Source organism: Streptomyces microflavus, assembly GCF_014650075.1.
Lineage (GTDB): Bacteria > Actinomycetota > Actinomycetes > Streptomycetales > Streptomycetaceae > Streptomyces > Streptomyces microflavus.
This window is the reverse complement of sequence record NZ_BMUG01000004.1, coordinates 647,309-658,858: the sequence shown is the minus strand read 5'-3', so window position 1 is coordinate 658,858 and position 11,550 is coordinate 647,309. Positions and strand designations below refer to the sequence as shown.

12 protein-coding genes are annotated in these 11,550 nt (G+C 71.4%); 3 read left to right on the top strand and 9 right to left on the bottom strand.

Annotation, left to right across the window (positions count from 1 at the left end; genetic code table 11):
- Window positions 1–15: 15 nt before the first annotated feature.
- From IE264_RS15205 to rimP, 3 genes are all read right to left on the bottom strand, one after another.
- A complete protein-coding gene (locus IE264_RS15205) occupies window positions 16–294 on the bottom strand; it encodes a YlxR family protein (RefSeq protein ID WP_180289080.1) in 279 nt (92 codons plus the stop codon).
- Window positions 295–407: 113 nt separating this feature from the next.
- Complete coding sequence (gene nusA, locus IE264_RS15200) at window positions 408–1,448, bottom strand: transcription termination factor NusA (RefSeq protein ID WP_015611815.1); 1,041 nt, start codon at window positions 1,446–1,448, stop codon at window positions 408–410.
- A gap of 2 nt (window positions 1,449–1,450) precedes the next feature.
- Window positions 1,451–1,954 (bottom strand): ribosome maturation factor RimP, encoded by a 504-nt coding sequence (gene rimP, locus IE264_RS15195; protein WP_015611814.1) that lies wholly within the window; start codon window positions 1,952–1,954, stop codon window positions 1,451–1,453.
- 176 nt (window positions 1,955–2,130) lie between these two features.
- Here rimP and IE264_RS15190 point away from each other — a divergent pair, with 176 nt between their 5' ends.
- Genes IE264_RS15190 through IE264_RS15180 form a run of 3 tightly spaced genes read left to right on the top strand, consistent with a single transcriptional unit; the run spans window position 2,131 to window position 4,104 of the window.
- On the top strand, window positions 2,131–2,649 hold the full coding sequence (locus tag IE264_RS15190; RefSeq protein ID WP_032757386.1) for a hypothetical protein: 519 nt from the start codon (window positions 2,131–2,133) through the stop codon (window positions 2,647–2,649).
- Entirely contained in the window at window positions 2,646–3,158 is a 513-nt protein-coding gene (locus tag IE264_RS15185) for a ferritin-like domain-containing protein (RefSeq protein ID WP_015611812.1), read from the top strand. Before IE264_RS15190 ends, IE264_RS15185 begins: the two co-directional genes overlap by 4 nt.
- A gap of 28 nt (window positions 3,159–3,186) precedes the next feature.
- Entirely contained in the window at window positions 3,187–4,104 is a 918-nt protein-coding gene (locus IE264_RS15180; protein WP_032757387.1) for an aminoglycoside phosphotransferase family protein, read from the top strand.
- A 73-nt stretch (window positions 4,105–4,177) separates the two neighbouring features.
- On the opposite strand, the gene IE264_RS15175 is transcribed toward IE264_RS15180, so the two are convergent.
- The 6 genes from IE264_RS15175 to dxr all read right to left on the bottom strand — a co-directional run bounded on the left by IE264_RS15175 (window position 4,178) and on the right by dxr (window position 11,536).
- On the bottom strand, window positions 4,178–5,881 hold the full coding sequence (locus IE264_RS15175; RefSeq protein ID WP_032757388.1) for a proline--tRNA ligase: 1,704 nt from the start codon (window positions 5,879–5,881) through the stop codon (window positions 4,178–4,180).
- A gap of 69 nt (window positions 5,882–5,950) precedes the next feature.
- Window positions 5,951–6,526: a GNAT family N-acetyltransferase gene (locus IE264_RS15170; protein WP_015611809.1), complete on the bottom strand. Its 576-nt coding sequence runs from the start codon at window positions 6,524–6,526 to the stop codon at window positions 5,951–5,953.
- 95 nt (window positions 6,527–6,621) lie between these two features.
- Window positions 6,622–7,464, bottom strand: a complete 843-nt coding sequence (locus tag IE264_RS15165) for a GNAT family N-acetyltransferase (protein WP_032757390.1) — start codon at window positions 7,462–7,464, stop codon at window positions 6,622–6,624.
- A gap of 166 nt (window positions 7,465–7,630) precedes the next feature.
- Window positions 7,631–8,788, bottom strand: coding sequence for a flavodoxin-dependent (E)-4-hydroxy-3-methylbut-2-enyl-diphosphate synthase (ispG, locus tag IE264_RS15160; protein WP_015611807.1), 1,158 nt, complete (start codon window positions 8,786–8,788; stop codon window positions 7,631–7,633).
- A 187-nt stretch (window positions 8,789–8,975) separates the two neighbouring features.
- Window positions 8,976–10,286 (bottom strand): M50 family metallopeptidase, encoded by a 1,311-nt coding sequence (locus IE264_RS15155; protein ID WP_015611806.1) that lies wholly within the window; start codon window positions 10,284–10,286, stop codon window positions 8,976–8,978.
- The gene (dxr, locus tag IE264_RS15150; protein ID WP_032757586.1) at window positions 10,283–11,536 is read right to left on the bottom strand and encodes a 1-deoxy-D-xylulose-5-phosphate reductoisomerase; all 1,254 of its coding nucleotides are present in this window, start codon (window positions 11,534–11,536) and stop codon (window positions 10,283–10,285) included. The genes IE264_RS15155 and dxr overlap by 4 nt, the downstream gene beginning before the upstream one ends.
- Window positions 11,537–11,550 lie beyond the last annotated feature (14 nt).

Sequence of the window (11,550 nt, the reverse complement as noted above, 5' to 3'; positions counted from 1 at the left end):
GTGCCGTTCACTTTCTTACGGTGTCACCCGCTCGACGAACCGCGTGAGTGCCGCGGTGTCGAACGGCCCCTTGGCCTTGAAGGCCCGGGGGAATGCCCGGCGGCGAACCGCCAGGTCGAGACAGACAGAGGTGGGGTGCACATAAGCACCCCGGCCGGGCAGCGTACCGCGTGGATCAGGGGCGCAGACGCCCTCGTCCACCACGATGCGCAGCAGCTCGCTCTTGGCCGCTCGCTCCCGGCATCCCACACAGGTTCGCTCGGGGCAAGCGCGGGCTTGCGTCCGGCCAGACACGTTTAAGTCTACCTCCCCGTACCGACCTCACCTCTTTGGGGCAAAAATCGAACGGATGTTGTCGTGATCTCAGCGGCGTACGGCCAAGATCTATTCCCTGGACCCGCTCCGGGTCAACGCCTTTCCGAGCGCTCCCGGGCCCGCTCGGCCCGCTCGCGGTCGGCGTTCTCGCGCTCTTCGTCCGTCTCGGTGTCGGGGCGGATGTCGATGCGCCAGCCGGTGAGGCGGGCGGCGAGGCGGGCGTTCTGGCCCTCCTTGCCGATCGCCAGCGACAGCTGGTAGTCGGGCACGGTGACCCGGGCGGAGCGGGCGCCGAGGTCGACGACCTCGACCTTGCTCACCCGGGCGGGCGAGAGCGCGTTGGCGACCATCTCGGCCGGGTCGTCCGACCAGTCCACGATGTCGATCTTCTCGCCGTGCAGCTCGGCCATGACATTGCGCACACGGCCGCCCATCGGGCCGATGCAGGCGCCCTTGGCGTTGAGGCCCGAACGGGTGGAGCGCACCGCGATCTTGCTGCGGTGGCCGGCCTCGCGGGCGATGGCCTCGATGACCACGGAGCCGTCCGCGATCTCGGGGACCTCCAGCGCGAAGAGCTTCTTCACCAGGTTGGGGTGGGTGCGCGAAAGCGTCACCGAGGGACCGCGGACGCCCTTGGCGACCCGTACGACATACGTACGAAGGCGCAGACCGTGGGTGTACTCCTCGCCCGGGACCTGCTCCTGGACCGGAAGCATGGCTTCCATCTTGCCGATGTCGACCAGGACGTTCTTGGGGTCCTTGCCCTGCTGGACGACGCCGGTGACGACATCGCCCTCGTGGCCCGCGTACTCCCCGAAGGTCCGGTCGTCCTCGGCGTCGCGCAGCCGCTGCAGGATGACCTGCTTGGCGGTGGTCGCGGCGATCCGGCCGAACCCGGAGGGGGTGTCGTCGAACTCCTTGGGCTCCTGGCCCTCTTCGAGGTCGGCCGGGTCCTCCTTGGCCCACACGGTGACGTGGCCGTTCTCGTCGAGCTTCACGCGCGCCCGGCGGTGGCTGCCGTCGGTGCGGTGGTACGCGATGAGGAGCGCCGACTCGATCGCCGCGACGAGCACGTCGAAGGGGATCTCCTTGTCCTGCGCCAAGCCCTTCAAAAGCTTCACATCGATGTCCACGGCTACGCCTCCTCTTCCTTCTTGTCCTTGCGGTTGAATTCGATCTCCACGCGCGCCTTGGCGATCTCGTCGAAGGCGAGGCGGCGGGACGTGGGCTTGCGGCCCTTGACGCCGGGCACTTCGAGGTCCAGCCCGTCCTCGTCCACGGCGAGGATGCGGGCGACCAGCTCACCGGAGCCGTCGGCGGCGAGGTGGAACCTGGCCAGCCGGCCGGTGGCGCGTACGTAGTGGCGGTGCTCGGTCAGCGGACGGTCCGCGCCGGGGGAGCTGACTTCGAGGACGTACTCGCCCTCGCCCATCACGTCGGTCTCGTCCAGCTTCTGGGAGATCTCGCGGCTCAGCTCCGCGCAGGTGTCCAGCTCCACGCCCTCGTCGGAGTCCACGATGACCCGCAGCACTCCACGTCGGCCGGCCCGGGACACCTCGATCTCCTCGAGGTCCAGCTGCTGCGCGCTGACGAGCGGTTCCAGCAACCCGCGCAGCCTCTCGCTCTGGGTGGTGCTCATCCGGGTGACTCCTCGGCCGCGTGTGCTGTTGTGGGGATCGTCGTGTGTCAGGTCAAAGGGTATCCGGTCGCCAGGGGTGTTGCCGTCCGCCTGCCCTGTTGCCGCGGGTACGCTCGCCTGCGGTGATCACTTCAGGACAGATCCTGTCAGGATCGGTCCCGGCCCGAAGGAGAAACGTGCGGCGCACGGGGACGACCCGCAGGGGGGCGCTCACCGCGACGGGGGCTCTCGCACTGGGTGCGGTGCTGACCGGCTGCGGGGACGACGACAAGAGCCCGGGCCGGAGCGGACCCGTGCGCACCGAGGCCGAAGCGGTCCGGGCCGAGAAGAAGCTGCGGACGACGGCTGCGCACACCGCCGCCCTGACGCTCGCCCACTACGACCTGGCCGCCGAGGCCCATCCGGACCTCGCGGAGGGCCTGGCGCCCCTGCGGGCGGCCGTACGGGAGCACACCAAGGCCCTGTCGGCGGGTGGCGGGAAGGCCGCCGCCCCGCCCGCGGCCGGTCCCGTCTCCACCGACGCGAAGGCCGCCCTGAAGGAGCTGGCCGCCGCCGAGCGCCGCCGGGCCGACGCGCACGCCGAAGCCCTGCTCACCGCGGAACCGGAGCTGGCCCGGCTGCTGGCATCGGTGGCGGGCGCGGCCGCGGCCCACGCCTACCTGCTGACCGAACTGGCCAAGGAGACCTCGTCATGACCCTTCCCGCCGAGGACGAGGCCCCCTCCCCCGCCCTCACCGCCACCCAGGCCGCGCTGGCCGCCGAACACGCGGCCGTCTACGGGTACGGGGTGCTCGGCGCCCGGGTCCCGGAGAAGCGGCGCACCGAGGCGAGCGCGGCGTACGACGGGCACCGCGCACGCCGGGACGCACTCCAGCGCACCGTGCGTGACCTGGGCGGTGCGCCGGTCGCCGCCGACGCCGCGTACGCTCTGCCCTTCGCAGTTGCCGACACCGCGTCGGCACTCCGGCTCGCCGCCGTGCTGGAGGACCGGATCGCGGGTGTCTGCTCCGATCTCGTACGGGCCACCGAAGGGCCCGCGCGCGCCGACGCGGCGGGCGCACTGCGGGAGGCCGCCGTGCGGGCGGCCCGCTGGCGGGGCGGCAACGTAGCCTTTCCGGGGCTCGCCGAGCGGGCCCCGGACGCCGATCCGGCCGCGACGACGGGCCCGGTGGAGGCCGCGGGAGCGGACACTCCCCAGGGCTGACGAAGGACGGAAAGGGAACAACGGACGTATGGGTTTCGAACCGCCGCAGCGCCTGGTGCGCGCGCTCGGCGAGATGTACGGGGACGGTGCGGCGGCCGAATGGCTGGACCGGCTCCCCACGCTCACCGAACAGGCGATCGACGCCGCCGGGCCGGACCTCTCCGTGGAGCGGGCGGCCGCCCCCGGCGGGCGCAGCGCCCTGGTGCTCCTGGTGCGGCGGGCCGACGGGACCCCGGCCGCGCTGAAGATCGCCCCGCCGCTCGCCGAACCGGAGCAGGAGCGGGCGGCGCTGGCGCACTGGAACGGCTGGGGCGCGGTGAAGCTGCTGGAGGCCCCGGAGTCCGACGCGTCGGGGGCCCTGCTGCTGGAGCGGCTCCACCACGAGGTGTCGCTGCGCTCGCTGCCGGAGGCCAAGGCCCTCCTTGAGGCGGCGGGCACGGTCCGGCGGCTGTGGGTCGAGCCGCCCGCCGGCCACCCCTTCGAGACCGTGGCCGAGCGGACCGGACGGCAGACCGAGGGGATGCGGGCGGCCGCGGCGGCCGATCCGGCGCTCGCGCCCCTGGTGGACGCGGCCCTCGCGGCCCGTACGGAACTGGTGGAGGGCTCCCCCGAACTCCTGCTCCTGCACGGCAACTTCCGCCAGAGCAAGGTGCTCTCCGGCGAGCGCGCCCCGTGGCTGACGGTGGGTCCGGAGCCGCTGGTGGGCGAGCGCGCCTACGACCTGGCCCGGCTGGTGCGGGACCGGGTGGAGGATCTGATCGCCTCTCCGGGCGGCCCGGTGACGGCCCGGCGGCGGGTCAAGAGGCTGGCGGAGTCGCTGGAGGTGGAACAGGCGCGGCTGCACGGCTGGACGCTGTTCCGGGCGGTCGAGTCGGGGGCGCGTGCGCTGGCCGAGGGGCGGCGGCAGATGGGCGAGGTCAACCTGGAGTTCGCGGGCTGGCTGTAACGGTTCGCCGTACGTACGAGGAGGGCCCCCGCACACGCTGTGCGGGGGCCCTCCTCGTACGCGATCCAGGAGATCAGGCCAGGTCGGCCGTGAGACGGGCGATCGCCTCGTCGACGGTCAGCTCCTCGCGCTCGCCGGTGCGGCGGTCCTTCAGCTCCAGGACACCGTCGGCCGAGCGGCGCCCCGCGACCAGGATCTTCGGCACGCCGATGAGCTCGGAGTCGGTGAACTTCACGCCGGGCGAGACGCCGGGGCGGTCGTCGACCAGGACCCGCAGGCCCGCCGCGTTGAGCTTCTCCGAGACGTCGAGGGCCAGCTCCGTCTGGAGCGCCTTGCCCGCGGCGACGACGTGGACGTCGGCCGGGGCGATCTCGCGGGGCCAGCACAGGCCCTTGTCGTCGGCGGTCTGCTCGGTGAGGGCGGCCACCGCGCGGGAGACGCCGATGCCGTACGAGCCCATCGTGACGCGGACGGGCTTGCCCTGCTGGCCCAGCACGTCGAGCTGGAAGGTGTCGGCGTACTTGCGGCCGAGCTGGAAGATGTGGCCGATCTCGATGGCGCGGTCCAGGGTGAGGCCGGTGCCGCACTTGGGGCAGGGGTCGCCGTCCTCGACCACGACGACGTCGAGGTACTGGTCGACCTCGAAGTCGCGGCCCGCGACGACGTTCTTGGCGTGCTTGCCGTCCTTGTTGGCGCCGGTGATCCAGGCGGTGCCGGGGGCGATGCGGGGGTCGGCGAGGTAGCGGACCTTCTCCAGGCCCTGCGGGCCGACATAGCCGCGTACGAGGTCGTCACGGCCGACGAAGTCCTCGGCGGTGACCAGCTCCACGACGGCGGGCGCCAGGTGCTCGCCCAGCTTGCCGAGGTCGACCTCGCGGTGGCCGGGGACGCCGACCGCCACGATCTCGCCGTCCACCTTGACCAGCAGGTTCTTCAGGGTGGCCGAGGCGGGGACGCCCAGGTGCGCGGCGAGGGTCTCGATGGTCGGGGTGTCGGGGGTGTCCAGCTCCTCGACCGCGCCGTGCGCCGAGCCGTCGACCGGGGCGAGTGCGAAGGTCACGGCCTCGGTGTTGGCGGCGTAGTCGCAGTTCGGACAGTCCGCGAAGGTGTCCTCACCGGCGGCGGCGGGCGCCAGGAACTCCTCGGAGGCCGAGCCGCCCATCGCGCCGGAGACGGCGGAGACGATGCGGTGGTCCAGGCCCAGGCGCTCGAAGATCTTGATGTACGCGGCCCGGTGCAGGGCGTAGGAGTGCGCGAGGCCCTCGTCGGTGGTGTCGAAGCTGTACGAGTCCTTCATCTGGAACTCGCGGCCGCGCAGGACGCCGGAGCGGGGGCGGGCCTCGTCGCGGTACTTCGTCTGGATCTGGTAGAGCATCACCGGCAGGTCCTTGTAGGACGTGCACTGGTCCTTGACGGTCTGGGTGAAGATCTCCTCGTGGGTCGGGCCGAGGAGGTAGTCGCCGCCCTTGCGGTCCTTGAGGCGGAAGAGCAGGTCGCCGTACTCGTCCCAACGGCCGGACGCCTCGTAGGGCTCCTTGGGCAGCAGGGCGGGCAGCAGGACCTCCTGGGCGCCGATGGCGTCCATCTCCTCGCGGACCACGTTGGAGATGTTGTCCAGGACCTTCTTGCCGAGCGGCAGCCAGGACCAGATGCCGGCCGCGTTGCGGCGCACGTACCCGGCGCGGACCAGCAGCTTGTGGCTGAGCGTCTCGGCGTCCGCCGGGTCGTCGCGCAGTGTCTTGATCATCAATCGGGACATGCGCTGGACCTGGGCCATGATGAACTCCTGCTCGCAAGGGTGGTGAGCCCGAGGTTAGCCGGGCGGTGCGGGCAGGCGGAAATCCATTCAGCGCTGGGGGCGCAGCAGCGGGAGGGGCGCGCCCATCACCGCGTACGGCAGCGGGGCGCTGGGGAAGACCACCTGGCGGGCCAGGTCGCGATAGCCGAGCGCGTGGTAGAGGGTGCGGGCCGGGCTGTCCCTGTCGATGGCGGAGAGGATCGACCGGGGGTGCGGGACGGCGTCGGTGATCGCGGTGATCAGGGTGCGGCCGATGCCGTGCTGCTGGTGGTCGGGGTGGACGTGGAGCTCGGTGATGACGAAGGAGTCGTCGAGCCAGCCGTCGGAGCCGGTGGCCCGGAGGTAGGGCTCCACGACGGTGGACCACCAGTGGGCGCGGTCGTTGGGCAGCCCGTAGACGAAGCCGACGAGCCGCCCGTCGGGGGTGAGGGCGCCGAGCGCGCGGGCCTCGGGGTGGTCGAGGTGGCGCAGGACGATGTGGCGGCGTACGTCGATCTCGTCCTGGCTGAGCCCGAAGGCCGCCGCCTGGACCTGGAGGGCTTCGTCGACGCGTGCGGCCAGGTCGATGGGGCCGACCTCGATGCCGGGGTTCGCGGGGCCGTTCGCGGCGTCTGCTGGTGCCATGCGCGAACCCTACTGGCCGTGGCGGGCGGGCCGGAACGCGCGGAGGCAGGGAAGAGCCCCCGTACGGGCTGTTCAGAAGCTTTCCGTACGGGCGCTCAGAACAGGACGCTCATGAAGGTGCCCGTCTCGCGGAAGCCGACGCGGCGGTAGGCCTTGCGGGCGGGGGTGTTGTAGTCGTTCACGTACAGGCTGACGACGGGGGCGACATCGGCCAGGGCGTAGCGCAGGACGGCGGCCATGCCGGTCTCGGAGAGGCCCTTGCCGCGGTGTTCGGGGGCGACCCAGACGCCCTGGATCTGGCAGGCCTGGGTGGTGGCGGCGCCGATCTCGGCCTTGAAGACGACCTTGCCGTCGTCGATCCGGGCGAAGGAGCGGCCGGCGCCGATGAGTTCGGCGACCCGGGCCTGGTAGAGGAGTCCGCCGTCGCCGGCCAGCGGGGAGATCCCGACCTCCTCGGTGAACATCGCCACGCAGGCCGGCATCAGGACCTCGGTCTCGTCCTTGCGGATGCGGCGGACCAGCGGGTCGGGGGTGACGTCGGCGGAGGGGCTCTCGGTGACCATGAGGGGCTGGTTGGCGCGGACCTCGCGGGCGGGGCCCCAGCCCGGCTCCAGGAGCCGCCACAGCAGGGCGGTGGGTTCGGCGGGGCCGACGATCGAGGAGCAGCGGCGGCCGGCCCGGCGGGCCCGGTCGGCGAAGGCGCGTACGGCTTCGGGGCCGGCGCAGATGGGGACGAGGTTGGCGCCGGCGTAGCAGAGGGAGCGGAGCCTGCCGTCGGCGTACCAGCCCCACATCTCGCCGCCGAGGCGCCAGGGGTCGAGCCCCGCGACCTGCACGCGGGACGCGACGAAGGCGTTGGCCACGGGCTCGCTCTCCAGGATGGCGAGCGCTGCGCCGAGGTCGCTGGGTTCGAGGACCCGGGTGGTGGTCTGCGTCAACACGAGGGGGCCTCACCATGCGGTCTGCTGATTTCCGCACTGTACCCAACAAGGCCCTGGAACGCTGCCCGGGCCCGGGAGAGGGCTCCGGGATACGCCGGGGAAACGCCGCCGCCCCGCCGGGCGCGGGGCTCGGCGGGGCGGTGATGGTGTGGAAGGGCCCAGGTCAGGCGCCGATGGAGACCTGGGGCTCGCCGGAGGCGATGCCGTCCTTCTCCATCTGCTCGGCGATCTTCAGGGCTTCCTCGATGAGGGTCTCGACGATCTTCGACTCGGGGACGGTCTTGATGACCTCGCCCTTGACGAAGATCTGGCCCTTGCCGTTGCCGGAGGCGACACCGAGGTCGGCCTCGCGGGCCTCGCCGGGGCCGTTGACGACGCAGCCCATGACCGCGACGCGCAGCGGGACCTCCATGCCCTCCAGGCCGGCGCTGACCTGGTCGGCCAGCTTGTAGACGTCGACCTGGGCGCGGCCGCAGGACGGGCAGGAGACGATCTCCAGGCGGCGCTGCTTCAGGTTCAGCGCCTCCAGGATCTGCAGGCCCACCTTGACCTCCTCGGCCGGCGGGGCCGAGAGGGAGACGCGGATGGTGTCGCCGATGCCCTCGGAGAGCAGGGCGCCGAACGCGACGGCCGACTTGATCGTGCCCTGGAACGCCGGTCCGGCCTCGGTGACGCCGAGGTGGAGCGGGTAGTCGCTCTGGGCGGCGAGCTGGCGGTAGGCGTTGACCATGACGACCGGGTCGTTGTGCTTGACCGAGATCTTGATGTCGCCGAAGCCGTGCTCCTCGAAGAGGGACGCCTCCCACAGGGCCGACTCGACGAGGGCCTCGGGGGTGGCCTTGCCGTACTTCTTCAGGAGCCGCGCGTCCAGGGAGCCGGCGTTGACCCCGATCCGGATCGGGGTGCGGGTCTCGGAGGCCGCCTTCGCGATCTCCTTGACCTTGTCGTCGAACTGCTTGATGTTTCCGGGGTTCACCCGGACCGCCGCGCAGCCCGCGTCGATCGCGGCGAAGACGTACTTCGGCTGGAAGTGGATGTCGGCGATCACCGGGATCTGCGACTTCCGGGCGATCGTGGAAAGGGCGTCGGCGTCGTCCTGGGTCGGGCAGGCGACCCGGACGATCTGGCAGCCGGACGCCGTCAGCTCGGCGATCTGCTGGAGCGTGGCACCGATGTCCGACGTACGTGTCGTCGTCATCGACTGCACGGAAACGGGTGCGTCGCCGCCGACCGCGACCGAGCCGACCTGGATCTGTCGGCTGACCCTTCGGTCGGCGAGCTTGGTCGGAACGGCCGGCATTCCGAGAGAAATCGCAGTCATGCGCTGTGCATCCCCAAGGTGTGGATCAAGGTCCCGATGTCGGCGGGCTCCGGGCTTCGAGGTTACGGCACCGGAGCCTGGACGCACGCACCGAATGGACAAGTCAACCGGAAGGTGACCGACCGGACACGACACGTGTGCCCGGTGGTCACCTGTGGGACGGGAGAGGCGGTCGCCTCACGGCCGGTCAGCTGATCTTGACCGGGTTCACGATGTCGGCCACCAGGACCAGCAGCGTGAAGCAGATGAAGAGTCCGGCGACCACATAGGCGACCGGCATCAGCTTGGCCACGTCGAACGGGCCCGGGTCGGGGCGCCGGAAGACCTTGGCCAGATTGCGCCGCAGCGACTCCCAGAGCGCGCCCGCGATATGCCCGCCGTCCAGCGGGAGCAACGGCAGCATGTTGAAGAGGAACAGCGACAGGTTGAAGCCCGCGAGCAGGAACAGCATCATCGCGACCTGGTTCTGGGCCGGGATGTCGAGGTTCATCACCTCGCCGCCGATCCGGGCCGCACCGACCACGCCCACCGGTGAGTCGTCGGCGCGTTCGCCGTCGCTGAAGGCGGCGTTCCACAGGGCCGGGATCTTGGAGGGCAGCGCGATGATCGCGTCGACGCCGTTCTCGATCATGTCGCCCATGCGCACGACGGAGTCGCCGAAGGAGAGCGGCACGATCTCGGCCTTGGCGGCGAACCCGAGGTAGCCCGCCTTGATGTACTCGTTGGGAACGGGGTCCCCGTTGGCGTCCTTCTTCGAGACGGCGTTCTCGCGCAGGACGGCGTTGAGGGTGACTTCCTGGCCGCCGCGCTCGACGGTGATCGTGGCGGGGCCGATGGTCTGGCGGATGCGGTCCGAGAGCGTCGCCCAGTCGTCGACCCTCTGGCCGTCGAAGGCGACGATCTTGTCGCCCTCCTTCAGGCCCGCGGCCTTGGCCGGGGAGACCCCGTCGGAGGCCTTGCAGGTGTCGCGCTTCTCGCTCTGCGCGATCACGCACTGCTGTACGCCGTCGACCTCGGTGGTCTGCGTCTGGAAGCCGAAGGTCATCGCGACGCCCATGAAGATCGCGACCGCGAGGATCAGGTTCATGAACGGACCGGCGAACATCACGATGACGCGCTTCCACGGCTTGCGCGTGTAGAAGAGGCGCTTCTCGTCGCCGGGTTCGAGCTCCTCGTACGCGGCGGAGCGGGCGTCCTCGATCATGCCGCGCCAGGGTGAGGTGGAGCGCGCTTCGATGCGGCCGTCGGCGCCGGGCGGGAACATCCCGATCATGCGGATGTAGCCGCCGGCCGGGATGGCCTTGATGCCGTACTCGGTGTCGCCCTTCTGCTTCGACCAGAGCGTGGGGCCGAACCCGACCATGTACTGCGGGACCCGGATGCCGAACATCTTGGCCGTGGAGAGGTGGCCCAGCTCGTGCCAGGCGATGGAGAACAGCAGGCCCACGACGAAGACGGCGATCCCCAGGACCGTCAGCAGGATCGAGGTCAGACTCATGCGCGCGCCTCCGCTGTCGCTTTCGCCGAGAGTTCCCGGGCCCTTGCGCGGGCCCAGGCTTCCGCTTCGAGGACGTCCGCGAGGCTGAGCGGGGTTCCCGGGGCGGGGGTGCCGTGTTCGGACACCACAGCGGTGACCGTATCCATGATTCCGTTGAAGGGCAGCTGTCCGGCGAGGAAGGCGTCGACGCATTCCTCGTTCGCCGCGTTGAAGACGGCGGGCGCCGTGGAACCGAGCGTACCGACGTGGCGGGCGAGTCCGACCGAGGGGAAGGCCTCGGTGTCCAGCGGGAAGAACTCCCAGGTGGAGGCCTTGGACCAGTCGAAGGCGGGGGCCGCGTCGGGGACCCGCTCGGGCCAGCCGAGGCCGATGGCGATGGGTCCGCCCATGTCGGGCGGGGTGGCCTGGGCGAGGGTGGAGCCGTCGGTGAACTCGACCATGGAGTGCACGTACGACTGCGGGTGGACCACGACCTCGATCCGGTCGAAGGGGATGTCGTAGAGGAGGTGCGCCTCGATGACCTCAAGACCCTTGTTGACCAGCGTCGCGGAGTTGATCGTGATGACCGGGCCCATCGCCCAGGTGGGGTGGGTCAGGGCCTGCTCCCGGGTGACGTCGGCCAGTTCCTCGCGCGTACGGCCCCGGAAGGGCCCGCCGGACGCGGTGACGACGAGCTTGCGGACATCGGCGCGTTTGCCGGCCGCCAGCGCCTGGAAGAGCGCGGCGTGCTCGGAGTCGACCGGGATGATCTGGCCGGGGGCGGCCAGCTCCTTCACCAGCGGGCCGCCGACGATCAGCGACTCCTTGTTGGCGAGGGCGAGGGTGCGGCCCGCCTTCAGCGCGGCGAGCGTGGGGGCGAGCCCGATGGAGCCGGTGATCCCGTTGAGCACGGTGTGGCAGTCGCTCGCGGCGAGCGTGGCGGCCGCGTCGGGTCCGGCGAGGATCTCGGGGAGCGGCTCCCCGGCCCCGTACCGCTCGCGCAGCGCCTCGCGCAGGGCGGGGACCGCGTCCTTGTCGGCGACGGCGACCGTGCTCACGCGCAGGAGGTGTGCCTGTTCGGCGAGGAGGGCGACCCGGCCGCCGGCGGCCGAGAGCGCGGTGACCCGGAAGCGGTCGGGGTTGCGCAGGACCAGGTCGATGGCCTGGGTGCCGATGGACCCGGTGGAGCCGAGGATCACGAGATCCCGGCGGCCGTCCGCGGTGTCGAAGAGAAGGTGCGGATCGGCGAGGGGGGCTGGGCTGTCGCTCATGCCCCCCATTGTTG

What these genes read in the sequence shown, in the direction of transcription:
- rimP (WP_015611814.1), bottom strand. Translation starts at nt 1,954, where the DNA reads ATGAGCACCACCCAGAGCGAGAGGCTGCGCGGGTTGCTGGAACCGCTC.
- IE264_RS15185 (WP_015611812.1), top strand. Translation starts at nt 2,646, where the DNA reads ATGACCCTTCCCGCCGAGGACGAGGCCCCCTCCCCCGCCCTCACCGCC.
- IE264_RS15180 (WP_032757387.1), top strand. Translation starts at nt 3,187, where the DNA reads ATGGGTTTCGAACCGCCGCAGCGCCTGGTGCGCGCGCTCGGCGAGATG.
- IE264_RS15175 (WP_032757388.1), bottom strand. Translation starts at nt 5,881, where the DNA reads ATGGCCCAGGTCCAGCGCATGTCCCGATTGATGATCAAGACACTGCGC.
- IE264_RS15170 (WP_015611809.1), bottom strand. Translation starts at nt 6,526, where the DNA reads ATGGCACCAGCAGACGCCGCGAACGGCCCCGCGAACCCCGGCATCGAG.
- ispG (WP_015611807.1), bottom strand. Translation starts at nt 8,788, where the DNA reads ATGACTGCGATTTCTCTCGGAATGCCGGCCGTTCCGACCAAGCTCGCC.
- IE264_RS15155 (WP_015611806.1), bottom strand. Translation starts at nt 10,286, where the DNA reads ATGAGTCTGACCTCGATCCTGCTGACGGTCCTGGGGATCGCCGTCTTC.
- dxr (WP_032757586.1), bottom strand. Translation starts at nt 11,536, where the DNA reads ATGAGCGACAGCCCAGCCCCCCTCGCCGATCCGCACCTTCTCTTCGAC.